Here is a 25,757-nt window from a genome sequence, read left to right as displayed (position 1 = left end):
CATCCTTGACGGAAATGACGGTTGCTGCGTGCCGGACGGCGGCGCGGTGGCCGGGCGGACCGCGCCTACCTCTCGCCGCGCAGGGCGAACACCGTGCGGTGCCAGCCCTTCGCGGCCTGCCCGGTGTTGTCCAGCATCACGTGTTTGACCTGGGTGTACTCCTCGAAGGAGTACGCGGACATGTCCTTGCCGTAGCCGGAGGCCCGGTAACCGCCGTGCGGCATCTCGCTGATGATCGGGATGTGGTCGTTGACCCATACGCAGCCGGCGGCGATCTCTCGGGTGGCGCGGCCGGCCCGGTACACGTCCCGGGTCCAGGCGGAGGCGGCGAGTCCGTAGGGGGTGTCGTTGGCCAGCCGCAGCCCCTCCTCGTCGGTGTCGAAGGGGAGCACCACCAGGACGGGGCCGAAGATCTCGCTCCGCACCACCTCGCTGTCCTGGGCGGCGCCGGTGATCAGGGTGGGCCGGTAGTAGGCGCCCTTGGCGTCCGGCGCGGTGCCGCCGGTGACCACGGTCGCGTAGGAGCGGGCGCGGTCGACGAAGGCGGCCACCCGGTCGCGCTGGGCGAAGGAGGTCAGCGGGCCCAGGTCGGTGGCCGGGTCGAAGGGGTCGCCGCAGGTGACGGCGTTGAACAGGTCGGCGACGGCGGTGACGAAGGCGTCGTACAGCGGGCGCTGGACGTAGGCGCGGGTGGCGGCGGTGCAGTCCTGGCCGGTGTTGATCAGGGCGCCGGCCACCGCGCCGTGCGCCGCCGCTTGGAGGTCGGCGTCGTCGAAGACCACGAAGGGTGCCTTGCCGCCGAGTTCGAGGTGGAGCCGTTTGACGGTGCGGGTGGCGATCTCGGCGACGCGCTTGCCGACGGCGGTGGAGCCGGTGAAGGAGGTCATGGCCACGTCGGGGTGGCCCACCAGGTGCTCTCCGGCGTCCCGGCCCGCCCCGGTGACGACGTTGACCACGCCGGCCGGGATCCCCGCCTCGGTGGCGGCCTGGGCGAACATCAGCGAGGTGAGCGGGGTCAGCTCGGCGGGCTTGAGCACCACGGTGTTGCCGGCGGCGACGGCCGGCAGGACCTTCCAGGCGGCCATCTGGAGCGGGTAGTTCCACGGCGCGATCGACCCCACCACCCCGACCGGCTCGCGGCGGACGTACGAGGTGTGGTCGCCGGAGTACTCGGCGGCGGCCTGGCCCTGCAGACGGCGGGCGGCGCCGGCGAAGAAGGCGGTGTTGTCGATGGTGCCGGGCACGTCGAACCCGGTGGTCAGCCGTACCGGCTTGCCGCACTGGAGGGACTCGGCCAGGGCCAGCTCGCGGGCCCGCCCGGCGAGCACCTCGGCGAAGCGGTGCATGGCCTGCGAGCGCTCGCCCGGGGTGGCGCCGGCCCACTGCGGCAGCGCGGCGCGGGCGGCGGCGACGGCGGCGTCCACGTCCGCCGGGCCGGCCAGTTCGCAGCTGTACACCGCCTCGCCGGTGGCCGGGTCGACCACCTCGTGGTGGCGGCCGGAGGTGCCGGGGCGCAGTCGCCCGGCGATGTACTGGGCCCCGGCGCGCAGCCCCGCGGCCACCTCGATCGCGGCGTCGCGGCTGTGGTCGCTGTGGTCCATTCACGCTCTCCTCGTCGCACCTGGGCGGTACCGTCACTGCGTGGCATCCGGCCGAGTCGATGGCCGATCCTGACAGAGTGGCCTTGCCCTAACAAGCGATTCCGTTGTTGCCTTGGGGTTGGGCAACGGAATCTGCGTCCACTGTGCACGGACGATGCCGCAGTCCCGGCAGGCTGGCAACCAACAGTCCGCTCGGCTTGCCGAGGATCGCCTTACAGTGCGTAAATTCAGCCACCGAACACCGCCCACCCCACCGGAGGCCGCCCCGTGTATCCCACCGTCGCCGAGGTGCTCGAACTCGACGTGCTGCGGCGCGGCAACCCCGGCGTGGTGGCGGGCGCCGACGCGCTGGCCAACCGGGTGCGCTGGGTGCACGTCAGCGAGCTGGCCGACATCGCCGGGATGCTGCGCGGCGGCGAACTGGTGCTCACCACCGGGGTGATGCTCCCGGCCGACAAGGAGTCGCTGGCCCGCTACATCGGCGAGCTGGCCGACGTGGGGGCGGCCGGGCTGGTGGTGGAGCTGGGCCGGCGGTACGCCGACGAGCTGCCCCGGCCGCTGGTGCGGGCCGCCGAACGGCGCGGGCTGCCGCTGGTGGCGCTCGGTACCGAGGTGCGTTTCGTGGCCGTCACCGAGGCGGTGCACGAGCACGTGGTCAACGCGCAGCTGGCCGAGTTGCGGGCCTCGGAGGCGGTCCACCAGACCTTCAACGAGCTGGCGGTGGAGGGCGCCGAGCCGGGCGAGGTGGTGCGCGAGGTGGCCCGGATGGCGGGGGCGCCGGCGGTGCTGGAGAACCTCTCGCACCAGGTGCTCGCCTTCGATGCGGCCGGCCGTGATCCGCAGGGGCTGCTGGACGGCTGGGAGCGGCGCTCGCGCGGGGTGCGCACGGCCGCCCGTACCGGTTACGACGAGCGGGCCGGGTGGCTGGTGACCGCGGTCGGGGCGCGCGGGCGGGACTGGGGGCGGTTGGTGCTGGTGGGGGTCCCGGGCACGGAGGCGGACGGGGCGGGCCGGCTCACCGTGGTGCTGGAGCGCGGCGCCTCCACCCTCGCCCTGGGCCGGCTGCTGGAGCGGGACCGCGAGTCGCTGGAGCGGCAGACCCACCGCACCCTGCTCTCCGGGGTCCTCACCCACGCGCTGACCGTCTCCGACGTGGCGCTGCGGGCCCGGGCGCTGGGGGTGCCGCTGGAGGGCCGGCGGCTGGTCGGGGTGATGCTGCGGCTGCGCGGCACGCCGGTGTCGGCGGCGCTGGAGGCCCAGGCCCGGCTGCGGGACTTCACCGAGACGGCCGCCCTGGCGGCGCGGGAACGCGGGGTGACCGCGCTCATCGGCGCCCTGGACGACGGCGGGGTCGGGCTGCTGGTCTCGCTGGGCCCCTCGGAGGACGAGCACGCGGCGCTGGAAGGGTTCGCCGCCGCCCTGGAACGGCTGCTGGAGGCGGCCTCGCCGGCCCCGGCGTACCTGATGGCGGCCGGTTCCTCGGTGGGTTCGCTGCGCGACGCCCGGCGCACCCTGCTGGAGGCCGCGCAGGTCGCCGACGCCGCGCTGCACGCCGAGCCGCGGCTGCCGGAGGGGACCGCGGGGCGCGCCAGGGTGCCCGGCCGGCGGACCGGCTCGTACTACCGGCTGCCGGACGTTCGGCTGCGCGGTCTGCTCCATCTGCTGCGCGACGACGCCCGGCTCCAGACGTACGTGGAACGGGAGTTGGGGCCGCTGCTGGCGTACGACGCGGAGCACGGCACCGATCTGATCCGCATCCTGACGGTGTACCTGACCAGCGGGCGCAACAAGTCGGCGGCGGCCGACGCGGCGCACATGTCACGTCCGTCGTTCTACGACCGCCTGCACAAGGTGGAGCGGGTGCTCGGGGTCGACCTGGACCAGGTGGAGTCGTGTCTGTCGCTGCACGTGGCGCTGCTGGCGCTGGAGGCGGTGCGCGGCTGACCGGCGGGGACGACGGCGGTCAGACGCCGATCCGGGTGCGGGCGTCCGCTTGCGTCACCGCCTGCTCCCACACCGTGGAGAAGGCCAGCCGCAGGCAGCCGGCGAGCGCCGGGTGCTCGATGTACAGCGCGGTGGTGGCACCGGTTCCGGCCACCGGGTCGGGCATGTCGAACAGGCACATGGAGGCGTCGGCGACGACCAGTTTGAGCGGCAGCCTCTCGGTGAACCTGGCCTCCTCGCCGGCCCGGCCGAACTGCTCGACGTTCTCGATCATGGCCTCGTCGGCGAGCACGTCGTAGGTGTACAGGGCGCGGACGATGCCGTGGTTGCGGCGCAGCCGGCGGACCGCCTTCATGCCGGTGGTGTTCTCGGTGGGGGCGATGAAGGGCGGTTTGTTGAAGCTGAGCAGTTCGTGCTCGGCCTGGTCCTGGATGTCGGCGAAGCGCTCGGATATGGCCTTGGGGTCGCGCAGCACCTCGATGTAGTCCAGCGGGTCGGAGTGGGAGCGCCCGTCGGACCAGATCGGCAGCAGCGCGGTGGCCAGCGAGGTGGAGACGCGTTCCATCCGGTCGAGCGCCTCGCGCTGCTGGGCCATCAGCCGGGTCAGCGCCAGCTCCGGGTCGACCGCCGAGAAGGTGGCCACCCGGCCGGGGTGCTGGAGCGCCAGCCGGCGGCGTACCAGGGCGTCGAGCACGTCGTAGATGCGCTGGCGCGGTACGTCGGCGGCGCGGGCCACCTCGGCCGCGGTGTACGACTCCCGCCTGATCAGCGCGAGGTACACGCGTGCTTCGTATCTGGCCAGCCCCAAGGACATGAGGTGGCCGACTGACTCTTCCTGCGGCTCCATGGCAGGACACCGTATACGCCCTGGCCATGAAGGCAGAGCAAAGGATTTGCACTTTCCTGGTTGTCACTGGGTGGCGTCTTCGCTACTTTCGGGGCCGGTAGCCACCACTGCACGGGGTGGCAGCCAGGGAGGCGTCACCCGACGCAGCGCGACGCGTCCCGCCGCTCAGCGCACCACCCCGTACCGCCGTACCCGTACCACTCCGTACCCGTACCGCCCGCTACCCGTTCCAGCAAGCCGTGACCGGCCCGTCGGCCCCGCCGTGGTCGCCGCGCGGCCGCGACGTGCGCACCTTCCGTCGCGGTGCGGCGCGCCAACGGCCCGTCCGTCGTATCCGTCGGCGGCACAGCACCACCCTCGTGTTGTCATGCGCAGGACTACCCTGCCCTGCGCGTCCCCCACTGGAGGGCAGTTCATTGCGTTCGAAAAGAGACTCCGGCAGACGTGTGGCGAAATCCGCCGCCACCGCCCTGCTGTCGGCCGCGGCGCTGGTCACCGGCGGTCTGATGGCCGCCGCCCCGGCCGGTGCCGCCCCCGCGCACCCGGCCGCCGCCACCGCCTCCACGGTGCACACCCGCCACCTGTGCGCGCAGCCCACCGAGCCGGGCAAGATGGCGTGCCTCGCCGAGGCCCGCACCGACCTGGTGCAGCACATGTCGCTGGCGCCCAACGCGGCCCCCTCCGGCTACGGCCCCTCCGACCTGCAGAGCGCCTACAACCTGCCCTCCTCCGCCGGCGCCGGCGCCACGGTGGCCATCGTGGACGCCCAGGACGACCCCAACGCCGAGTCGGACCTGGCCACTTACCGTTCGCAGTACGGCCTGCCGGCCTGCACCACCGCCAACGGCTGCTTCAAGAAGATCGACCAGAACGGCGGCACCAACTACCCGACCGCGGACTCCGGTTGGGCCGGCGAGATATCGCTCGACGTCGACATGGTCAGCGCCACCTGCCCGCAGTGCCACATCCTGCTGGTCGAGGCGAACAGCGCCAACATGAGCGACCTGGGCACCGCCGTCAACCAGGCGGTCGCGCAGGGCGCCAAGTACGTCTCCAACAGCTACGGCGGCGCGGAGGACTCCTCCGACCTGACCGCCGACAGCCAGTACTTCAACCACCCCGGCGTGGCCATCACCGTCAGCGCCGGTGACAGCGCCTACGGGGCCGAGTACCCGGCCGCCTCGCAGTACGTCACCTCGGTCGGCGGCACCGCGCTGACCCGGGCGAGCAACTCCCGCGGCTGGAGCGAGTCGGTCTGGAACACCTCCAGCACCGAGGGCACCGGCTCCGGCTGCTCCGCCTACGACCCCAAGCCGTCCTGGCAGAAGGACACCGGCTGCGCCAAGCGCACCATCTCCGACGTCTCCGCGGTCGCCGACCCGGCCACCGGCGTGGCCGTCTACCAGACCTACGGCGGCTCCGGCTGGAACGTCTACGGCGGCACCAGCGCCTCCTCGCCGATCATCGCCTCGGTCTACGCGCTGGCCGGCACCCCGGCCGCGAACAGCTACCCGGCCTCGTACCCGTACGCCCACACCTCCGCGCTCAACGACGTGACCTCGGGCAGCAACGGCTCGTGCTCGCCGTCGTACCTGTGCACCGCGGGCCCCGGCTACGACGGTCCCACGGGTCTGGGCACCCCCAACGGCACCGCCGCCTTCACCTCCGGCTCCAGCACCGGCAACACGGTGACGGTGACCAACCCGGGCAACCAGTCCACCGTGGTGAACACCGCCGCCTCGCTCCAGATCAAGGCGAGCGACTCGGCCTCCGGCCAGACCCTGACCTACAGCGCCACCGGTCTGCCGGCCGGGCTGTCGATCAACTCCTCGACCGGTCTGATCAGCGGCACCCCGACCACCGCCGGCAGCTCGACGGTGACCGTGACCGCCAAGGACACCACCGGCGCCACCGGCTCGACCACCTTCACCTGGACCGTCACCAGCTCCTCCGGCGGCGGCTGCACCGCCTCGCAGCTGCTGGGCAACCCCGGCTTCGAGACCGGCAGCGCCGCGCCGTGGAGCGCCTCCTCCGGCGTGATCGACAACAGCAGCAGTGAGCCGGCCCACTCCGGCTCGTGGAAGGCGTGGCTGGACGGCTACGGCACCACCCACACCGACACCCTGTCCCAGACGGTGACCATCCCGGCCGGCTGCAAGGCCACCTTCAGCTTCTGGCTGCACATCGACACCCAGGAGTCGGGCACCACCGCCTACGACAAGCTGACCGTCCAGGCCGGCTCCACCACCCTGGCGACCTACTCCAACGCCAATGCCAACACCGGCTACGTGCAGAAGTCCTTCGACCTGTCCTCGTTCGCGGGGCAGACGGTGACCCTGAAGTTCACCGGCACCGAGGACTCCTCGCTCGCCACCGACTTCCTGATCGACGACACCGCGCTCGACATCGGCTGACCCCGGTCACCGGACGCGGGCCCGGGCGGGCGTGAACCGCCCGGGCCCGCCGTGTCGTTCCCGGCGTCTACCATGAGCCGACCGACGACATGTGGAGGACCGATGACCACCAGTTCCGTACCGGCCGGCGACCAGGATCTGGCGGCGTTCATCGCCGGGCTGCCCAAGGCGGAGCTGCACGTGCACCACGTGGGCTCGGCCTCGCCGCGCATCGTTGCCGAACTGGCCGCCCGCCACCCGGACTCGAAGGTCCCGGCCGACCCCGAGGTCCTCGCCGACTACTTCACCTTCCGCGACTTCGCCCACTTCATCGAGGTCTACCTGTCGGTGGTGGACCTCATCCGCACCCCCGAGGACGTCCGGCTGCTGACCTACGAGGTCGCCAGGGACATGGCCCGGCAGAACATCCGGTACGCGGAGCTGACCATCACCCCCTACAGCTCGGTGCGGCGCGGCATACCGGCCGAGGCGTTCCTGGAGGCGATCGAGGACGCCCGCAAGGCCGCCGAGGCGGAGCTGGGCACCGTGCTGCGCTGGTGCTTCGACATCCCCGGCGAGGCCGGGCTGGAGTCGGCCGCCGTCACCTGCGACATCGCGGTGGACCAGGCACCCGAGGGGCTGGTCTCCTTCGGGCTGGGCGGCCCGGAGATCGGGGTGCCCAGGCCGCAGTTCAAGCCGTACTTCGACCGGGCGCGGGCGGCCGGGCTGCACAGCGTGCCGCACGCCGGCGAGACCACCGGGCCGCAGACCATCTGGGACGCGCTGACCGAGCTGGGCGCCGAACGCATCGGCCACGGCACCAGCGCCGTCCAGGACCCGCGGCTCCTGGCCCACCTCGCCGAGCACCGCATCCCGCTGGAGGTCTGCCCCACCTCCAACATCGCCACCCGCGCGGTGGCCACCCTGGACGAGCACCCCGTCAAGGAGATGGTGGCGGCCGGGGTGCTGGTCACCGTCAACAGCGACGACCCGCCGATGTTCGGCACCGACCTCAACACCGAGTACGCGGTGACCGCCCGGCTGCTCGGCCTCGACGCGGCCGGGGTGGCCGCCCTGGCGAAGAACGCGGTGACCGCGTCCTTCCTCGACGAGGCGGGCAAGTCCCGGCTGGCCGCCGAGATCGACGCGTACACCGCCGCCCGCAGCTGACCCCGCGCCGGTCAACGGCCCTGCGGCGCGGGGCCGTTGGAACGGACGACGGCCGCCGCGACACCTGGTCGCGGCGGCCGTCCCGGTCCGGGTCCGGTCAGCCGTCCAGCGAGGTCATCACGTGCTTGACGCGCGTGTAGTCCTCGAAGCCGTAGGCCGACAGGTCCTTGCCGTAGCCGGACTTCTTGAAGCCGCCGTGCGGCATCTCGGCGACCAGCGGGATGTGGGTGTTGATCCACACGCAGCCGAAGTCGAGCTTCTTCGACATCCGCATGGCACGGGCGTGGTCCTTGGTCCACACCGAGGAGGCCAGCGCGTACTCCACGCCGTTGGCGTACTCGACGGCCTGCTCCTCGTCGGTGAACTTCTGCACGGTGATCACCGGGCCGAAGACCTCGTTCTGGACGATCTCGTCGTCCTGGCGCAGCCCGGTCACGACGGTCGGGGCGAAGAAGTACCCCTTGTCGCCGACGCGCGCGCCGCCGGTCTCCACCCTGGCGTGCTCCGGCAGCCGCTCGATGAACCCGGTGACCTGGGCGAGCTGGTTGGCGTTGTTGAGCGGGCCGTAGAGCACGTCGTCGTCGTCCGGCAGACCGGTCTTCGTCTCGGCGGCGGCCTTGGTCAGCGCGGTGACGAACTCGTCGTGGACGGACTCGTGGACCAGCACGCGGGTGGCGGCGGTGCAGTCCTGGCCGGCGTTGAAGAAGCCGGCCAGCGCGATGTCCTCCACCGCCTTGTGGATGTCGACGTCCTCGAAGACCACGACCGGGGCCTTGCCGCCGAGTTCGAGGTGGACCCGCTTGACGTCCTTGGCGGCGCTGCCGGCCACCTGGACGCCGGCCCGGACCGAACCGGTGATGGAGGCCATCGCCGGGGTCGGGTGCTCCACCATCAGCCGGCCGGTCTCCCGGTCGCCGCAGATCACGTTGAAGACGCCCTTGGGCAGGATGCCGCCGAGGATCTCGGCGAGCAGCACGGTGGAGGCCGGGGTGGTGTCGGAGGGCTTGAGCACCACCGTGTTGCCCGCGGCGATCGCCGGGGCGAACTTCCACACCGCCATCATCATCGGGTAGTTCCACGGCGCCACCTGGGCGCACACCCCGACCGGCTCCCGGCGCACGATGGAGGTCATCCCCTCCATGTACTCGCCGGCCGAGCGCCCCTCCAGCAGCCGCGCGGCCCCGGCGAAGAACCGGATCTGGTCGACCATCGGCGGGATCTCCTCGGTCCGGGTCAGACCGATCGGCTTGCCGGTGTTCTCGCTCTCCGCGGCGATCAGCTCCTCGGCGCGCGCCTCGATCGCGTCGGCGATCCTCAGCAGCGCCCGCTGCCGCTCGGCCGGAGTGGTGTCCCGCCAGGCCGGGAAGGCGGCAGCGGCGGCGGCCATGGCCGCGTCGACGTCCGCGGCGGCGGACAGCGGCGCGGTCGCGTACACCTCACCGGTGGCCGGGTTGACGATGTCGGTGGTGCGGCCGTCGGCGGCGTCGCGGAACTCCCCGTCGATGTAGTTGCGCAGGGTACGGAGTTCGCTCACTGCCTTCTCCTGTCTGGTGCTGTGCCGGTTCGGTGGACCTGATGTCCGTACGACCTGGTGTCCGTACGTCGAGACACCTCCCACCCTAACGGGAGGACGGGCGGTTTCGACATACCCACACGCCGCTCGCAATGGAATCAGTAAAATTTTGAGCGATCAACAACGGATTTCATCGATTCTGGGTTGCGGGAAAGACGACCTCTCATGCAGAGTGGGGTCGTGGCCACTCGTACACCTGACCCGAAGGACCGCAACGGCGCTCCGGTGATCGACTCCGTCTCCAAGGCGATCATCGAGCAGTTGCAGGAGGACGGACGCCGGCCCTACGCCGCAATCGGCAAGGCCGTCGGCCTGTCCGAGGCGGCCGTACGGCAGCGTGTCCAGAAACTTCTCGACCAGGGCGTCATGCAGATCGTCGCCGTCACCGACCCGCTCACCGTGGGGTTCCGGCGCCAGGCGATGGTCGGCATCAACGTCGAGGGCGACCTCGAACCGGTCGCCGACGCGCTGGCCGAGATGGGAGAGGTGGAGTACGTCGTCATGACGGCCGGCTCCTTCGACCTGCTGATCGAGATCGTCTGCGAGGACGACGACCACCTCCTGGAGACGATCAACAAGCGGATCCGCGCGCTGCCCGGCGTGCGGTCCACCGAGAGCTTCGTCTACCTCAAGCTCCGGAAGCAGACCTACACCTGGGGAACCAGATAGCCATGAGCGCGGACTTGTCAAAGACTGCGTACGACCACCTGTGGATGCACTTCACCCGCATGTCGTCGTACGAGAACGCCCCGGTGCCGACGATCACCCGCGGCGAGGGCACGTACATCTACGACACCGACGGGAAGAAGTACCTCGACGGGCTGGCCGGCCTCTTCGTCGTCCAGGCGGGCCACGGCCGCCGCGAGCTCGCCGAGGTCGCCGCCAAGCAGGCGGCCGAGCTGGCCTTCTTCCCGGTGTGGTCGTACGCCCACCCCAAGGCGATCGAACTGGCCGAGCGGCTGGCGCACTACGCCCCGGGCGACCTCAACAAGGTCTTCTTCACCACCGGTGGCGGCGAGGCGGTGGAGACCGCCTGGAAGCTGGCCAAGCAGTACCACAAGCTCACCGGCAACCACACCAAGTACAAGGTGATATCGCGGGCCGTCGCCTACCACGGCACCCCGCAGGGCGCCCTGTCCATCACCGGCCTGCCGGCCCTCAAGGCCCCCTTCGAGCCGCTGGTCCCCGGCGCCCACAAGGTGCCCAACACCAACATCTACCGCGCCCCGATCCACGGCGACGACCCGGAGGCGTTCGGCCGCTGGGCCGCCGACCAGATCGAGCAGCAGATCCTCTTCGAGGGCCCGGAGACCGTCGCCGCGGTCTTCCTGGAGCCGGTGCAGAACGCCGGCGGCTGCTTCCCGCCGCCGCCCGGATACTTCCAGCGGGTGCGGGAGATCTGCGACCGCCACGGCGTGCTGCTCGTCTCCGACGAGGTCATCTGCGCCTTCGGCCGGCTCGGCACGATGTTCGCCTGCGACAAGTTCGACTACGTGCCCGACATCATCACCTGCGCCAAGGGCATGACCTCCGGCTACTCGCCGATCGGCGCCGCGATCGTCTCGGACCGCATCGCCGAGCCGTTCTACAAGCAGGACAACACCTTCCTGCACGGCTACACCTTCGGCGGCCACCCGGTCTCCGCCGCGGTCGCGCTGGCCAACCTCGACCTGTTCGAGCGCGAGGGCCTCAACCAGCACGTCCTGGCCAACGAGGGCGCCTTCCTGAAGACCCTGCAGAAGCTGCACGACCTGCCGATCGTCGGCGACGTGCGCGGCAACGGCTTCTTCTACGGCATCGAGCTGGTCAAGGACAAGGTCACCAAGGAGTCCTTCGACGACGAGGAGTCCGAGCGCATCCTGTACGGCTTCGTCTCCAAGAAGCTGTTCGAGGAGGGCCTGTACTGCCGCGCCGACGACCGCGGCGACCCGGTCATCCAGCTCTCCCCGCCGCTCATCTCCGACCAGTCGACCTTCGACGAGATCGAGCAGATCATCCGTACCGTCCTGACGGAGGCGTGGACCAAGCTGTAACCCCCCTCGCGCGACGCGATCCCTCCCTGACCCGCGGGCCCCGTGCCGCCGTCCTCCCCCGAACGGACGGCACGGGGCCCGTGCGCGCGGTAACCGATCCGCCCCCGGCTCGTTCGCCCCGGTGAGGACGAACGGACGGACGAGCGGAGGTACCCGCATGACGGCGCCGCCCGGCAACCACCTGCTGTGGGCCCGCGGGCTGCGCTGCTCGCACCAGGGCTCCCCCGCGCTGCTCGGCGCCACGGTGGGCGTGCCGCCCGGTGAGATCCTGGCCGTCCTCGGCCCCCGCGGAGCCGGCAAGTCCACGCTGCTGGCCTGTCTGTCCGGCCAGTTGCGCCCGGAGGCCGGCGAGGTGTGGTTCGACGGCACGCCGCTGCACAGCCGCTCCCGTGGCGCCCGTGAACGGCTGCGGCGCGACCGGTTCGGCTGGGTCGGCCCCGTCCCCGGCCTGGTGCCGGAGCTGACCGCGCGGGAGAACGCGGCGCTGCCGCTGCTGCTGCGCGGCGCCTCCTACCGGACGGCCCGCCGCGCCGCCGACGAATGGCTCGAACGGCTCGACGTCGCCCCGCTCGCCCGCCGCCGCCCGGCCGACCTCCTGCAGTCCCAGCGCCAGCGCGTCGCCGTCGCCCGCGCCCTGGTCACCGTGCCCGACGTGCTCTTCGCCGACGAGCCCACCGCCCCGCTGCACCGCCCCGACCAGGCCCACGTGCTACGCGCCCTGACCACCGCCGCCCGCACCCACCGGATCACCGTGGTGCTCGCCACCCACGACCCCGAGGCCGCCCGGTACGCCGACCGCACCGTCCCGATCCTCGACGGCCTGCTCGACGCGGGGCCCGCCGGACCGGCGCAGGAGGGTACGGCCCCGTGCGTGACCTCCGCGTGAGGCCCGTGCGGCGCACCGCCCGTCACGACATCCGCTGCGAAGGCGCCACGTCATGCTCCATCTGCGACTGATCCTGCGTCCGCGTCCCTCCGCCCTGCTGCGGCGGCTGGTCCTGCTGGCCGTGGCGGCCGGCACCGGGCTGCTGCTGCTCGCCGCGCTCGGGAACGCGGTACGCCACCCGGAGGACACCGCCGCCTCGGCGCTGCGGCTGGCGTGGTGCGCGGTGCCGTTGGCGGCGCTGGCCTACCTGGCGGGCGCGGTGAGCCGGGCCGACCACGGCAGCCGCCACCCCGCGCACCCGGCGGTGGCCCGGGTCGGCCGCGGACGCCCGGCGCTCCCCGCCGCCCTCGCCACCGCGGTCACCGCCGCCCTGGGCAGCGCGGTCGCCCTCGCCGGGGTGGCGCGGGCGCACGAGGCGGCCCGGTTGCCGGCCGCCGGGGTGGCCACGTTGCTGCTGGCCGCGCCGCTGACGTCGGCGGTGGCCTCCGCGGTGGCGGTACGTCCGCGCCGCCGGCGTCCGGCCGCCCCGGCCGCGCTCGGCTGGGGCTGCGCGGCGGCCCTCGCCGGGTCGGCCGTCGCCGGGTACGCCGCCCGCCGCCCGCCGCGCGTATCCGCCCTGCCGCTCCCCGGCCACCTCGGCGGGGTCCCGCCGCTGGCGCTGGCCGGGTGGGTGCTGGCCGCCGTCGGGGTGGTGACGGCCGGGCCGGGACTGGTGCACCTGTGCGGGCGCCTGCTGTCCTGGCGGCGGCCCGGCGCCCTTCGGCTGATCTCCGGCCGCACCCTGCAGGCCGAGGCGGGGCATCTCGGCCGCCCCTTCGCCGTGCTCGCCACGGTGGTGTGCGCCGTCCCGGCCGCTGTCCCGGCGCCGTACGCGACCCCTTTCACCACCGTGGGTGCCGCGATCGTGCTGGCCGCGGCGGTGACGGCGGCGGCAGCGGCGACGACGGAGGCGAGGGAGGCGAGGCGGGCGGTGACGGTTTCCCTGCGGGAGGCTGGGGCGACGGTGGGGGTGCTGCGCCGTGCCCTGCTTGTGCGCGCGCTCGCGCTGACCTCGGCCGTCGTGGTGGTGGCCGTCCTCCCCAAAGCGGCCGCGCTCGCGCTGGCGGTCAGCCATTGACTCCTCGGGGCGCCCCCGGCCCCCCGTCTCGTCGTGGCTGGCGTCACTGATGCTTCCCCCCGCCCACCCGTGGCTGTACGCGTATAGCGCGGGGTGCGCACTGTCTTCCTGGGTTCCCGGGGGCCCTCCGGGGTGAGGGTTCGCTCGCGCTGGCGGTCAGCCATTACCTCCTCGGGGCGCCCCCGGCCCCCCGTCTCGTCGTGGCTGGCGTCACTGATGCTTCCCCCGCCCACCCGTGGCTGTGTTCGTACAGTGCGGGGTGCGCACTGTCTGCCTTGGTTTCCGGGGGCCCTCCGGGGTGACTCCTCGCTCCACGTTTCGTCGTCGGCTCTCCGCCGCCCCGCTGGGTCGCTGCGGGGACACCCCTGCACGCCCCCGTTCTGTTGCGTTCCGCGCTGCGGCACGGAGGGGGTGAGAAGGAGATCGGGGTGACCCCAACCTCCTTACTCACCCCCACCCGCGAAGAGAGGCACCCGCACGACGGCGCAAGGGGGTGTGTCGGGGGTGTCCCCGCAGCGACCCAGTAGCCGGAGCCAAGCTGTGGCGGATACCTGGAGCGAGGAGTCACCCCCGGCGCGCCCCCGACCCCGTACGACGCATAGGCGAAGCCACCCCGTGCCGAACCAGACCAAAAACCCACCCCAACCCCCCACCGGGCAGGGGCGAACGGGGGCCACCCCGGCACCCCGAACCGGGCGAACCGGGCCACGGAGTAATGGCTGACCACCAGCGCGAGCGAACCCGCTGACCGCCAGCGCGTAGCGGACCCGCGCGGGCGAACCGTCAGGGGGCGGTGAAGATCGGGCGGAACTCGCCTGTCCACACGCTCACTCCGACCGCCAGCGCGGCGGCACCGGTCGCGGCGGCGATCAGTAGGGCGTCGGCCACGCCGAAGGGGACGCGGCGCGCGCTGGTGCGGGGGGTGCCCGCGTCGAAGCCGCGGGCGTCCATCGCGGTGGCGAGACGCGTACCGCGGCGGATCGCGCCGACGAGCAAGGTGAAGGAGGCGGAGGCGAAGAGGCGGAGGTGGGCGAGGGGGTTGCGGCCGGGGTCGACGCCGCGGGCGCGGCGGGCGTGGTGGATGAGGCGCCATTCGTCGCCGAGGAGGGGGACGAGCCGCCAGGCGGCCAGCGTGCCGATGGCGAACCGCGGGGGGACCTTGGCGTTCTGGATGAGCGCGTCGGCCAGGTCGGTGGGGTCGGTGGTGGCGAAGGCGAGGACGCCGGGGAGGGCGACGGCCAGCAGGCGCAGGGCGAGCGCCAGGGCGGAGGTGAGGATGTGCTGCCGGTCGGTGGCGAAGAGGAAGAGCGTGACCACGGCGCCGACGATGCCCAGCAGCAACGGCCAGACGCGCCGGGCGAGTACGGGGTAGCGGATGCCGAAGAACGGTACGACGGCCAGTTCGACGCCGAAGGCGATGCCGGGCGCCACCGGGTCCAGGCTGAGCACGAGCGCGAGCGCGACGACCGCGGCGGCGACCAGTTTGGCCACCGGGTTCCGCCGCGCCAGCGGCGCGGCGGGGTCGGCGATGGGCGCGGCACGGTTGATCACCGGGACACCTCCAACCGCGCCGCGCCGAGCCGGAGTTCACGGGCCGCGAGTGCCGTGGTGAAGTCGGGGTCGTGGGTGACGGCGACGATGCCGTGGCCTTCGTCGCGCAGGCCGGCGAGGAGGGCGACCAGTTCGGTCCAGGTGCGGCGGTCCTGGCCGAAGGTGGGTTCGTCCAGGACGAGGAGGCGGGGGGCGGCGGCGAGCGCGGTGGCCACCGAGAGCCGGCGTTGTTCGCCGCCGGAGAGGGTGTGCGGGTTGGCCTCGGCGAGGGCGTCCAGCCGTAGGCGGACGAGGAGTTCGTCGGCGCGGGCCGGATCGCCGGCGCCGAGGGTGAGTTCGTCCCGTACCCGGGCGGTGACGAACTGGTGCTCGGGGTTCTGGAAGACGGAGCCGATGCGTCCGGCGAGCACGCGGGGGCGCCAGCGGTGCGGGGGGCGGGCGGCGTCGGGGCCGGCGAGTTCGGCGGTGGCGGCCACCCGTCCGTCGGTGGGGGCGAGCAGGCCGCCCAGCAGGAGGGCGAGGGTCGACTTGCCGGCGCCGTTGGGGCCGACCACGGCGAGCGCCTCGCCGGCCTGGACCGCGGTGTCGGCGAGCCGTTCGAAGACCGGGCGGTGGCCGAGGGAACGGGTACGCAGCAGTTCGGGGCCGGCGGCGCCGGCCGGGGGGTGGGCGGGCAGCGGGTGGCCGGGCACCCAGACGCCCTCGGCGGCGAGGCGTTCACCGTGTTCGGCGAAGACCGCTTCGGGCGGGCCGTCGGCGCGGACGCCGCCGCCCGGTTCGAGGACGACGATCCGGTCCAGTTGCGGGGCGAGTTCGGCGATCCGGTGCTCGACGACGAGTTGGGTGGTGCCGTCCAGCCCGGCCAGCACCTCGCGGACGAGGGCGGCGCCGGCCGGGTCGAGGTTGGAGGTGGGCTCGTCCAGCAGGAGCAGACCGGGGCCGGTGACCAGGGCACCGGCCAGGGCGAGGCGTTGCTGTTCGCCGCCGGAGAGCGCGCTGGTGGGCCGCCGTACGTCGTACCGGAACCCGACGCGGCGCAGCGCCTCGGCGACGAGGGCGGGGATGCGCTCCGGTGGCGTGCCGCGGTTCTCCAGGCCGAAGGCGACGTCGTCCCCGGCGCGTTCCATGACCAGTTGGGACTGCGGGTCCTGGAAGACCATGCCGATGCGCTCGCGGGCCTCGCGCGGGTCGCGGCCGTCGATCTCGACGGTGCCCTCGCGGTCGCCGGCCTCGGGCGGCAGCAGTCCGGCCAGGGCGGCCAGCAGGGTGGACTTGCCGGCGCCGGACGGGCCGAGGAGTCCGACCCGTTCCCCGTGGCCGATCTCCAGGTCCACGCCGCGTACCGCCCAGCGGCGGCGTCCGGCGTGCCGGTGTCCGAAGCCGCGCAGCCGTACCGTGCTCATGCCGTGCTCACCGAAGTGCCGTCAGACCGCGGCGCGTTCGCGGCCGGACGGGAACGGGTCGAGCACCCCGGTCTGGGCGAGCGACCTGGTGAGGGCGAGGCTGCCGAGGCCGGCGATGGCCGCGGAGCTGACGGTGACCAGGGCGGCGTAGGCGATCTGCCAGCCGGTGGAGCTGGCGGCGTAGTACAGCGCGTTGTCCAGCAGCGAGGCGGCGATCCCGGCGAGCGCGCCGCCGGCCAGCGCGGTGGGCCACCGCCAGACGCGGTAGCCGGTGAGCGCGAAGCCGAACTCGCCGGCCATGCCCTGGAGCACCCCGTAGGCGAGGGTGACCAGGCCCCAGGGGGAGCCGAAGAGGGTGGCGACGCTGGCGGCGACCAGTTCGCAGAAGATGCCGGCCCCGGGCTTGCGGATGACCAGCGGGCCGAGGACGGCGGGCACCAGCCACACGCCGTAGATCACCCCGCGGGCGGGCAGCGGGATGGCGCTGGCCAGGCCGTTCCACAGAGTGCTCCAGCCCCAGAAGATGACGCCGAAGGCGGCGCCGAGGACGGCGGCGACCACGATGTCGACGGTGCGCCAGCGGTTGGTGCGGGCGGGCGTGGTGGTGGCCGCGGAATCGGGCCGCGGTCGCGGATTGGCCGGTGTCATGGCCGAACTCCCTTCGCCGGCATTACCCGGATCAGGTTCGAGGGTCTGCGGCGTGGCGTGGCCGGCCGCACTCTCAGCGCTGGCGCGCTCCCCTGTCGGAATTGGATCAGGTGTTCACTTTTGGGCGTTCAGACGATATCAGTGCCAGGTCAGCGCTCGGAAGCGGCCAGCTGGCCGCATGCGCCGTCGATCTCCTGGCCGCGGGTGTCGCGTACCGTCACCGGCACGCCGTGCGCCTCCAGGGCGCGGACGAACGCCTTCTCGTCCTCGGGGCTGGAGGCCGTCCACTTCGAACCCGGGGTGGGGTTGAGCGGGATCAGGTTGACGTGCGCGCGGCGGCCCTTGAGCAGGCGGCCGAGCAGGTCGGCCCGCCAGGCGTGGTCGTTGATGTCGCGGATGAGCGCGTACTCGATGGAGACCCGGCGGCCGGAGACCTCGGCGTAGTGCCAGGCGGCGTCGAGCACCTCGCGTACCTTCCAGCGGGTGTTGACCGGTACCAGGGTGTCGCGCAGCTCGTCGTCGGGGGCGTGCAGCGACAGCGCGAGCCGGCACTTGAAGCCCTCGTCGGCGAAGCGCAGCATGGCCGGGACGAGGCCCACGGTGGAGACGGTGATGCCGCGCTGGGAGAGCCCGAGGCCGTCCGGCGCGGGGTCGGTGAGCCGGCGGATGGCGGCCACCACGCGGTTGTAGTTGGCCAGCGGCTCGCCCATGCCCATGAAGACGATGTTGCTCAGCCGGGCCGGACCGCCGGGCACCTCGCCGTCGCGCAGCGACCGCATGCCCGCCACGATCTGGTGGACGATCTCGGCGGTGGACAGGTTGCGGGTGAGCCCGGCCTGGCCGGTGGCGCAGAACGGGCAGTTCATGCCGCAGCCGGCCTGCGAGCTGATGCACATGGTGACCCGGTCCGGGTAGCGCATCAGCACCGACTCGACCAGCGTGCCGTCGAAGAGCCGCCACAGCGTCTTGCGCGTGGTGTCGTCGTCGCAGGAGACGTGGCGCACCACCGACATCAACTCCGGCAGCAGCCCCTCGGCCAGCGCGCCCCGCGCCGCCGCCGGGATGTCCGTCCAGGTCGCCGGGTCGTCGGCGTACCGCGCGAAGTAGTGCTGCGACAGCTGCTTGGCGCGGAACGGCTTCTCGCCCAGCTCGGCGACGGCGGCGCGGCGCTCGGCGGGGTCGAGGTCGGCGAGGTGCCGCGGCGGCTTCTTGGCGCCGCGCGGCGCGGCGAAGGTCAGTTCTCCGGGTGCAGGCATGATTTGTCCAGTGTCGCAGATCCGTACGACAAGGCCCGCCGCGTGTGCGGCGGGCCAGGTGCGGGGCGGTGGCGGGGTACGGGTCAGCTCGCGCCGACGAAGATCACCAGCAGCAGCCAGACCACGGGGGCGGTGGGCAGCAGGGAGTCCAGGCGGTCCATGATGCCGCCGTGGCCGGGCAGCAGGGTGCCCATGTCCTTGATGCCCAGGTCCCGCTTGATCATGGATTCGCCGAGGTCGCCGAGGGTGGCGCTGGCGGCGACCGCCAGTCCCAGCAGCAGCCCCTGCCACCACCGGCCGCCGTCGATCAGGTACGTCATGGAGAGCGCGCCGGCCGCCATGGCGAAGGCCACCGCGCCCACCAGCCCCTCGCGGGTCTTGCCGGGGCTGATCCGCGGCGCCAGCTTGTGGTTGCCGAAGCGCCAGCCGACCGCGTACGCGCCGGTGTCGCTGACCACGGTGAGCAGCAGGAAGACGAAGACCCGCCACGGACCGTCGTGCGCGGCCAGCATCATCACCACGAAGGTGGCCAGGAACGGTACGTAGAACGCGGCGAAGAGCCCGGCGGTGACGTCCTTGAGGTAGTCCTGCGGCGGCTGGGTCATCCGCCACACCAGCACCGCCAGCGCGGTGAGCGCCATCGCCACCCAGGCGCCCTCCGCGCCGCGGACGTAGCCGGCCACCACCATCGCGGCGCCGCCCACCGCGAGCGGGATCAACGGGGCGTGGATCCGCTTGCGTTCGGCGAGCCGACTGGTCAGCTCCCACAGCCCGACGACCACGCCGAGCACCACGACGCCGACGAAGACCGTCTTCTCCACGAACAGCGAGGCGATGATGACCGCGCCGAGGCCGAGGCCGACCCCTATGGCGGCGGGCAGGTTGCGGCCCGCCTTCTTCTTGGCGCGGCCCGGCCGCCCCTCCGGCCCCGGCTCACCCGGCGCGGGACGGCCCTCCGGCCGCGGCCCGCCGGAGCCGTCCGGCACGGGGTGCTCCGCCCGGTACGCCGGTCCCGCGCCGACGGCGTCCGGGGACGGCGGCACGTACCCGGTGTGCGCCGCCCCGCCGCCGTCGTACCCGGCACCCTCCGCCTGCCCCGCGGGGAACCCCCCGGCGGCACGCGCCTGCTCGGGGGCTCCCCAGTAGCCGGCGCCCGGCGGAGCTCCCCGTGAAGAGTCGTTCATCAGACCTCGAGGAGCTCGGCTTCCTTGTGCTTGAGCAGTTCGTCGACCTGGGCCACGTACTTGTCGGTGGCGTCCTGGAGTTCCTTCTCGGCGCGGCGGACCTCGTCCTCGCCGGCCTCGCCGTCCTTGGCCAGCTTGTCCAGGGTCTCCTTGGCCTTGCGGCGGACGCTGCGGATGGAGACCTTGGCGTCCTCGGCCTTGCCCTTGGCGACCTTGATGAACTGCTTGCGCCGTTCCTCGGTCAGCTCCGGGAAGACCACCCGGATGATGGTGCCGTCGTTGGTCGGGTTGACGCCCAGGTCGGAGTCGCGGATCGCGGTCTCGATGGCCCGCAGCGAGCTCTTGTCGAACGGGGTCACCACCGCCATGCGCGGCTCCGGCACCGAGAAGGACGCCATCTGGTTGATCGGCGTCATGGTGCCGTAGTACTCGGCCACGATCTTGTTGAACATCGCCGGGTGCGCACGCCCGGTGCGGATCGCGGCGAAGTCCTCCTTGGCGACCACGACGGCCTTCTCCATCTTCTCCTCGGCTTCGAGGAGGGTCTCTTCGATCACCATGTGCTCCTGGTCTGGGTCGTGAGCTTCACATCTCGCCCCTGCGTGCGCGCGTGTTCCCTGCACGGTGGCGAACCGGCAGCGCGTTTGTCCATCCCCGCGCCGGACCTTCGTCGCCTCGGGTCCGGCGGGGCGGCGGACGGGTCAGTCCCGGGTGCCGTGCCCGCTCACCAGCGTGCCGATCTTCTCACCCTTCACGGCGCGCGCGATGTTCCCTTCGGTGAGGAGCTCGAAGACGAGGATGGGCAGCTCGTTGTCGCGGCACAGCGTGATCGCGGTGGCGTCGGCCACCCGCAGGTCGCGGGAGATCACCTCGCCGTACTCCAGGGCGTCGAACTTCACCGCGTCCGGGTTGACCTTGGGGTCGGAGTCGTAGACCCCGTCCACGCCGTTCTTGCCCATCAGGATGGCCTCGGCGTGGATCTCCAGGGCGCGCTGGGCGGCGGTGGTGTCGGTGGAGAAGTACGGCATGCCCATGCCGGCGCCGAAGATGACCACGCGCCCCTTCTCCAGGTGGCGGATGGCGCGCAGCGGGATGTACGGCTCGGCGACCTGGCCCATGGTGATGGCGGTCTGCACGCGGGTGTCGATGCCCTCCTTCTCCAGGAAGTCCTGGAGGGCGAGGCAGTTCATCACGGTGCCCAGCATGCCCATGTAGTCCGAGCGGGCCCGGTCCATGCCGCGCTGCTGGAGTTCGGCGCCGCGGAAGAAGTTGCCGCCGCCGATCACCACGGCGATCTGGGTGCCGTCCCGGACCACGGCGGCGATCTCGCGGGCGATGGCGTGCACGACGTCGGGGTCGACGCCGAGGCCCCCTCCCCCGGCGAACGCCTCACCGGACAGCTTCAACAGGAAGCGCTTGGCGCTCCCGTCCTCGCGGTGCGTGCCGTCGTCGTTGCGGGCGTCCTTGTCCATGGGGTCCTCCTCGTGCACACGCGAGAAGGCCATTGCCGTGGGTCCGGGTGTGGTTCCCTCGACGGCAATGGCCTCCTCGTCACAACTGCGGCCGGCCGGCGCACGGCCGACCGCGTACGACCCTGACCGGGCCGCGGGTCTTCTCCGGTGCGGATCAGACGCCGACGCGGAAGCGCGCGAAACGCTTGAGCGTGACGCCGGCCTCGTTCAGCACCTGCTGCACGGTCTTCTTGTTGTCCTTGGCGAACGCCTGCTCCAGGACGACGTTCTCCTTGAAGAAGCCGTTGACGCGGCCTTCGACGATCTTCGGCAGGGCCGCCTCCGGCTTGCCCTCCTCGCGCGCGGTGGCCTCGGCGACCCGGCGCTCGTTCTCCACGGTCTCGGCCGGGATCTCGTCGCGGGAGAGGAACTTCGGCGCGAAGGCGGCGATGTGCTGCGCCACGTCCTTGGCGATCTCGGCGTTCTCCTGGTCCAGCTCGACCAGCACGCCGACCTGCGGGGGCAGGTCCGGGTTGGTGCGGTGCAGGTAGGAGGCGACGTAGCCGTCGGTGAACTGCGCGAAGCGGCTCAGCACGATCTTCTCGCCGAGGGTGGCGTTGGCCTCGTCCACGAACGCCTGCACGGTCTTGCCGGACTCGATCTCGGAGGCGAGCAGGGCGGCCAGGTCGGCCGGCTTGGTGGCGGCGGTGTGCTTGGCGATGGTCTCGGCGACGGCCACGAACTTGTCACCCTTGGCGACGAAGTCGGTCTCGCAGTCCAGCTCCAGCAGCACGCCAGCCTTGCCGTCCTCGAGGACGGCGACGACGGCACCGTTGGCGGTGGTGCGGCTCTCGCGCTTGGCGACGCCCTTCTGGCCCTTGACGCGGAGGATCTCGACGGCCTTCTCGAGGTTGCCCTCGGCCTCGTCCAGCGCCTTCTTGCAGTCCATCATGCCGGCGCCGGTGCTCTCGCGGAGCTTCTTGACGTCGGCGGCGGTGAAGTTCGCCATGGTCCCTGGAATCTCTTCTCGGAAAGTCGGGGGGTTACCGGTGAACGGCGGGGGCCGGACCTTGTGAAGTCCCCGTCCCCCGCCGTCGGTCAGCCGTGTGGGCTCAGGCCTGGTCGCCCTCGGCCGGGGCCTCGGTGGCGGTCTCGGCGGGCGCCTCGGTGGCGGTCTCGGCCGGGGCCTCGGTGGCCTCCGCGGCCGGGGCCTGCTCGGCCGGAGCCTGCTCGGCCTTGGCCTTCTCGCCCTCCAGCAGCTCGCGCTCCCACTCGGCCAGCGGCTCGGCCGGGGCGGCCTTGTCACCGGTGGCGGCGCCGGAACGGGCGATCAGGCCCTCGGCGACGGCGTCGGCGATCACGCGGGTGAGCAGGGTGACCGAGCGGATCGCGTCGTCGTTGCCCGGGATCTTGTAGTCGACCTCGTCCGGGTCGCAGTTGGTGTCCAGGATGGCGACGACCGGGATGCGCAGCTTGCGCGCCTCACCGACGGCGATGTGCTCCTTCTTGGTGTCCACGATCCAGACGGCGCTGGGCACCTTCTGCATGTCGCGGATACCGCCGAGGGTCTTCTCGAGCTTGTTCTTCTCGCGCTCGAGGACCAGGAGCTCCTTCTTGGTGAGGCCGGAGGCGGCCACGTCCGTGAAGTCGATCTCCTCGAGCTCCTTCAGGCGCTGCAGGCGCTTGTAGACGGTCGAGAAGTTGGTGAGCATGCCGCCCAGCCAGCGCTGGTTGACGTACGGCATGCCGACGCGGGTCGCCTGCTCGGCGATGGCCTCCTGGGCCTGCTTCTTGGTACCGACGAAGAGGATGGAACCGCCGTGGGCGACGGTCTCCTTGACGAACTCGTAGGCGCGGTCGATGTACGACAGCGACTGGAGCAGGTCGATGATGTAGATGCCGTTGCGCTCGGTGAAGATGAAGCGCTTCATCTTCGGGTTCCAACGGCGGGTCTGGTGCCCGAAGTGGACGCCGCTCTCCAGCAGCTCCCGCATCGTGACGACGGCCATGGCCGTACTCCTTGGGTACTCGGTTTCCGCGACGGCCGGGTGGCCGCCACTCCTGACGCCCCGGAGCGCCGTGCCGCGGGCGTCGCGCGGAGGCGCGTCTTTCCGAGGACCGAGGGGCACTGTCCGCCGTCGGCCTTGGTTCACTGCGGGTTCGCCAAGGAGGTTCGACAGCGGCGGGGCGTGCGAAGTCGACCCGGTGGCCCGGGCCGCCAGGGAAAGTGTACGGGACCGTGCCGCCGCCGGGCGACACGGCCGATTTCCACCGAATCGGTGACCGGGTTCTCCACAGGCGGCGGGTTCTCCACAGATTGCGCCCATGATCCCCACGCGGAGCGGTCCCTGGTGCACGGTACGGCCATGAAGACGGGGACGAAGCGGTTGCACGAGTGGGTGCCGGTGGCGGCGCTCGCCGCGCTCCTCACGCTGCTGCCGGCCACCGCCCGCCCGGCGCGGGTGCTGTGGGCGTACGCGTACGGGTACGGGTCCCGGTACGCCGAGGGGTCCGGCGTACCGGGGGGCCGGGCGTGGCCGGTGCGTGCCGCGGACGGCCGCCGCCCGGTGGTGGTGCGCGGCTTCGCGCCGCCGGCCCGGCGGTGGTCGGCCGGCCACCGCGGGGTGGACCTGGCGGCACCGCCCGGCACCCCGGTGGTCTCGGCGGCGCCGGGCCGCGTGGTCTTCGCGGGGACGGTGGCGGGGGCCGGCGTGGTCACCGTCGAGCTGTCCGGCACCGGCACCCCGGCGCTGCGCACGACGTACGAGCCGGTGCGGGCGGCCGTGCGGGACGGCACCGTGGTGGGCGCCGGAGACCCGGTGGGCACGCTGGGCCCGGGGCCCTACCACTGCCCCGCGGGGTGTCTGCACTGGGGGCTGCTGCGGGGCGAGGCGTATCTGGACCCGCTGTCGCTGCTGCCGCCCCGGCTGCGGTACGGCGGACGGTCCCGGCTGCTGCCGGTGTTCGGGGTGCCGGTGCCGGGGGCGCCGCGAGGCCCGGTGGCGGGCGGGTCAGTGGCCGGACGGGCGGTGCCGGGGGGCGCGGACGCCGTCGAGCGCCATGGCGACGGCGGCGGAGGTGATCCGTTCCGGGTCCTCGGCCGCGCCGAGTTCGATGCGGCGCACCGCGGCGTCGACCACGCCCTGGAGCAGCATGGCGGTCAGCCTGGGCTCCTCGTGGCCGAGTTCGCCGAGCGCCTCGACCACCATGGCGATCAGTCCGCCGTGCGCGGCCCGGATCTTCTCCCGGGCGCCGGCGTCCAGCTCACCGGCGGAGATCGCCACGACGGCCCGGTGGCGGCGGTCGCCGACGAGCGCGAGCTGCCGCCGCACATACGCCTCGATCTTGCCCTCGGGGGTGTCGGCCGCCGCCATCGCCGACTCCACCTCCGCCGCCCAGACGGGGAAGTCCACGGCGCACAGCTCCTCCACCACGGCGGCCCGGGAGCGGAAGTACTCGTACACCGAGGAACGGGCGAGCCCGGTGCGGCGGGCGAGGGCGGGGAAGGTCAGCGCTTCGGTACCCCCTTCGGAGAGCAGGGAACGCGCCGCGTCCAGCAGGGCGCCGCGCTGCATCGTCCGGTGCTCGGCCACCGAGGCCGCTCGAATCTTGGGCACCTCACCACTGTACGGACCCGGCCGTGCGCGGGGGTCAGCCGCGTCCCACGTCGGCGAGCTTGGCCCGCAGCTGGAGCACCGATTTGGTGTGGATCTGGCTGACCCGGCTCTCGGTGACCCCGAGCACCTGGCCGATCTCGGCCAGGGTGAGCCCCTCGTAGTAGTAGAGGGTGACGACGGTCTTCTCGCGCTCCGGGAGGGTGGCCACGGCGCGGGCGAGGAGCCGGCGCAGTTCCCGGTCCTCGGCGACCTCGACGGGGTTGTCGGCGGCGCGGTCCTCCAGGGTGTCGACGAGGCTGAGCCGGTCGCCGTTCTCGCCGCCGACGTGCAGCAGTTCCTCCAGGGCGACCACGTTGGCGAGGGAGAGCTGGCTGAAGATCGAGTGGAGTTCCTCGACGGTGATGTCCATCTCCTCGGCCACCTCGGCCTCGGAGGGGGTGCGGTGGTACTTGGCCTCCAGCGTGGCGTAGGCGCGTTCCACGGCCCGGGCCTTCTGGCGTACCGAACGCGGGATCCAGTCGAGCGCCCGCAGCTCGTCGATCATGGCGCCGCGGATCCGGGTGATGGCGTAGGTCTCGAACTTGATCGAGCGTTCCGGCTCGAACTTCTCGATGGCGTCGATCAGGCCGAAGACCCCGGAGGAGACGAAGTCGGCCTGTTCGACGTTGGGCGGCAGGCCGACGCTGACCCGCCCGGCGACGTATTTGACCAGGGGCGAGTAGTGCAGGATCAGCTGCTCGCGCAGGCGGGGTTCCCCGGTGGCCTTGTAGGTGCGCCACAGTTCGTCGAGGGCGGTCGGGGCGGCGTTCCGGGCGTGCGGAGAGGCGCGGCGGTCGGTCGCCGCCGCCGAGCGGTCAGGCCCGGAGGTGTGCTGGGGCATGCGTCGCCTTGAGCCGTTCTGCCGTGACGTTGGTGGGGGTCTCAGTCACCGGGAGCGTAGCGTGACCGGACCGTCGCTCTGCGCTACGACGTTCGGGTGAGCTTGCCCGCAGATACGTTCCGTCCTGCACATGGAGCGACGGGGGTCGTCCTCCCCGGCCGTTGCCGCGGCCGGTGCGGGACGGAGCGCCCTGCGGTCTCCCC

At 72.6% G+C, this 25,757-nt stretch carries 21 protein-coding genes, 1 pseudogene and 1 riboswitch; of the genes and pseudogenes, 8 read left to right on the top strand and 14 right to left on the bottom strand.

Going from position 1 to position 25,757, the window contains the following annotated elements; all coding sequences use genetic code 11:
• Nucleotides 1–65 precede the first annotated feature (65 nt).
• Nucleotides 66–1,601: a gamma-aminobutyraldehyde dehydrogenase gene (locus tag SCATT_RS21145; protein ID WP_014145179.1), complete on the bottom strand. Its 1,536-nt coding sequence runs from the start codon at nucleotides 1,599–1,601 to the stop codon at nucleotides 66–68.
• Nucleotides 1,602–1,868: 267 nt separating this feature from the next.
• Here SCATT_RS21145 and SCATT_RS21140 point away from each other — a divergent pair, with 267 nt between their 5' ends.
• On the top strand, nucleotides 1,869–3,545 hold the full coding sequence (locus tag SCATT_RS21140; RefSeq protein WP_014145178.1) for a PucR family transcriptional regulator: 1,677 nt from the start codon (nucleotides 1,869–1,871) through the stop codon (nucleotides 3,543–3,545).
• 19 nt (nucleotides 3,546–3,564) lie between these two features.
• Here the strand turns inward: SCATT_RS21140 and SCATT_RS21135 are convergent, their stop codons facing one another.
• Complete coding sequence (locus tag SCATT_RS21135; RefSeq protein WP_014145177.1) at nucleotides 3,565–4,392, bottom strand: TrmB family transcriptional regulator; 828 nt, start codon at nucleotides 4,390–4,392, stop codon at nucleotides 3,565–3,567.
• A gap of 446 nt (nucleotides 4,393–4,838) precedes the next feature.
• Between SCATT_RS21135 and SCATT_RS21130 the strand changes: the two genes are divergently transcribed.
• Nucleotides 4,839–6,806, top strand: coding sequence for a putative Ig domain-containing protein (locus tag SCATT_RS21130; RefSeq protein ID WP_014145176.1), 1,968 nt, complete (start codon nucleotides 4,839–4,841; stop codon nucleotides 6,804–6,806).
• Between the two features lie 102 nt (nucleotides 6,807–6,908).
• Nucleotides 6,909–7,955: an adenosine deaminase gene (locus SCATT_RS21125; protein ID WP_014145175.1), complete on the top strand. Its 1,047-nt coding sequence runs from the start codon at nucleotides 6,909–6,911 to the stop codon at nucleotides 7,953–7,955.
• Between the two features lie 97 nt (nucleotides 7,956–8,052).
• Here the strand turns inward: SCATT_RS21125 and SCATT_RS21120 are convergent, their stop codons facing one another.
• A complete protein-coding gene (locus tag SCATT_RS21120) occupies nucleotides 8,053–9,489 on the bottom strand; it encodes a gamma-aminobutyraldehyde dehydrogenase (protein WP_014145174.1) in 1,437 nt (478 codons plus the stop codon).
• Nucleotides 9,490–9,693: 204 nt separating this feature from the next.
• On the opposite strand from SCATT_RS21120, the gene SCATT_RS21115 reads away from it, so the two are divergent.
• From SCATT_RS21115 to SCATT_RS40385, 4 genes are all read left to right on the top strand, one after another.
• Complete coding sequence (locus SCATT_RS21115; RefSeq protein WP_014145173.1) at nucleotides 9,694–10,197, top strand: Lrp/AsnC family transcriptional regulator; 504 nt, start codon at nucleotides 9,694–9,696, stop codon at nucleotides 10,195–10,197.
• Between the two features lie 2 nt (nucleotides 10,198–10,199).
• Nucleotides 10,200–11,561: an aspartate aminotransferase family protein gene (locus SCATT_RS21110; protein WP_014145172.1), complete on the top strand. Its 1,362-nt coding sequence runs from the start codon at nucleotides 10,200–10,202 to the stop codon at nucleotides 11,559–11,561.
• A gap of 157 nt (nucleotides 11,562–11,718) precedes the next feature.
• The gene (locus SCATT_RS21105; RefSeq protein ID WP_014145171.1) at nucleotides 11,719–12,447 is read left to right on the top strand and encodes an ABC transporter ATP-binding protein; all 729 of its coding nucleotides are present in this window, start codon (nucleotides 11,719–11,721) and stop codon (nucleotides 12,445–12,447) included.
• A gap of 52 nt (nucleotides 12,448–12,499) precedes the next feature.
• Nucleotides 12,500–13,564, top strand: coding sequence for a hypothetical protein (locus SCATT_RS40385; RefSeq protein ID WP_014145170.1), 1,065 nt, complete (start codon nucleotides 12,500–12,502; stop codon nucleotides 13,562–13,564).
• 783 nt (nucleotides 13,565–14,347) lie between these two features.
• On the opposite strand, the gene SCATT_RS21095 is transcribed toward SCATT_RS40385, so the two are convergent.
• From SCATT_RS21095 to rpsB, 9 genes are all read right to left on the bottom strand, one after another.
• Nucleotides 14,348–15,115, bottom strand: a complete 768-nt coding sequence (locus tag SCATT_RS21095; protein ID WP_014145169.1) for an energy-coupling factor transporter transmembrane component T family protein — start codon at nucleotides 15,113–15,115, stop codon at nucleotides 14,348–14,350.
• A complete protein-coding gene (locus tag SCATT_RS21090; RefSeq protein WP_014145168.1) occupies nucleotides 15,112–16,518 on the bottom strand; it encodes an ABC transporter ATP-binding protein in 1,407 nt (468 codons plus the stop codon). The genes SCATT_RS21095 and SCATT_RS21090 overlap by 4 nt, the downstream gene beginning before the upstream one ends.
• 21 nt (nucleotides 16,519–16,539) lie before the next feature.
• Nucleotides 16,540–17,166 (bottom strand): ECF transporter S component, encoded by a 627-nt coding sequence (locus SCATT_RS21085; RefSeq protein WP_014145167.1) that lies wholly within the window; start codon nucleotides 17,164–17,166, stop codon nucleotides 16,540–16,542.
• Nucleotides 17,157–17,270: riboswitch (TPP riboswitch) on the bottom strand. (Overlaps the previous gene by 10 nt.)
• 45 nt (nucleotides 17,271–17,315) lie before the next feature.
• A complete protein-coding gene (gene rlmN, locus SCATT_RS21080; RefSeq protein WP_014628445.1) occupies nucleotides 17,316–18,422 on the bottom strand; it encodes a 23S rRNA (adenine(2503)-C(2))-methyltransferase RlmN in 1,107 nt (368 codons plus the stop codon).
• A gap of 83 nt (nucleotides 18,423–18,505) precedes the next feature.
• On the bottom strand, nucleotides 18,506–19,606 hold the full coding sequence (locus tag SCATT_RS21075; RefSeq protein WP_014145165.1) for a phosphatidate cytidylyltransferase: 1,101 nt from the start codon (nucleotides 19,604–19,606) through the stop codon (nucleotides 18,506–18,508).
• Entirely contained in the window at nucleotides 19,606–20,163 is a 558-nt protein-coding gene (gene frr, locus SCATT_RS21070) for a ribosome recycling factor (RefSeq protein WP_014628443.1), read from the bottom strand. The genes SCATT_RS21075 and frr overlap by 1 nt, the downstream gene beginning before the upstream one ends.
• 144 nt (nucleotides 20,164–20,307) lie before the next feature.
• Nucleotides 20,308–21,078: a UMP kinase gene (gene pyrH / locus SCATT_RS21065; RefSeq protein ID WP_014145163.1), complete on the bottom strand. Its 771-nt coding sequence runs from the start codon at nucleotides 21,076–21,078 to the stop codon at nucleotides 20,308–20,310.
• Nucleotides 21,079–21,232: 154 nt separating this feature from the next.
• On the bottom strand, nucleotides 21,233–22,066 hold the full coding sequence (gene tsf / locus SCATT_RS21060; protein WP_014145162.1) for a translation elongation factor Ts: 834 nt from the start codon (nucleotides 22,064–22,066) through the stop codon (nucleotides 21,233–21,235).
• Between the two features lie 103 nt (nucleotides 22,067–22,169).
• Nucleotides 22,170–23,066, bottom strand: a complete 897-nt coding sequence (gene rpsB, locus SCATT_RS21055; protein WP_014145161.1) for a 30S ribosomal protein S2 — start codon at nucleotides 23,064–23,066, stop codon at nucleotides 22,170–22,172.
• Between the two features lie 357 nt (nucleotides 23,067–23,423).
• Here rpsB and SCATT_RS36710 point away from each other — a divergent pair.
• A pseudogene (locus SCATT_RS36710) lies at nucleotides 23,424–23,903 on the top strand (peptidoglycan DD-metalloendopeptidase family protein); the annotation flags it as partial.
• A 165-nt stretch (nucleotides 23,904–24,068) separates the two neighbouring features.
• Here SCATT_RS36710 and SCATT_RS21045 read toward each other — a convergent pair.
• Together SCATT_RS21045 and whiG are read right to left on the bottom strand one after the other, a co-directional pair.
• Complete coding sequence (locus SCATT_RS21045) at nucleotides 24,069–24,650, bottom strand: TetR/AcrR family transcriptional regulator (protein ID WP_014628442.1); 582 nt, start codon at nucleotides 24,648–24,650, stop codon at nucleotides 24,069–24,071.
• A 58-nt stretch (nucleotides 24,651–24,708) separates the two neighbouring features.
• Nucleotides 24,709–25,554, bottom strand: coding sequence for an RNA polymerase sigma factor WhiG (gene whiG / locus SCATT_RS21040; protein WP_014145159.1), 846 nt, complete (start codon nucleotides 25,552–25,554; stop codon nucleotides 24,709–24,711).
• Nucleotides 25,555–25,757 lie beyond the last annotated feature (203 nt).

The organism is Streptantibioticus cattleyicolor NRRL 8057 = DSM 46488 (assembly GCF_000240165.1).
GTDB lineage: Bacteria > Actinomycetota > Actinomycetes > Streptomycetales > Streptomycetaceae > Streptantibioticus > Streptantibioticus cattleyicolor.
The sequence above is the reverse complement of the archived record's forward strand: the minus strand, read 5'-3'. Positions and strand labels throughout refer to the sequence as shown.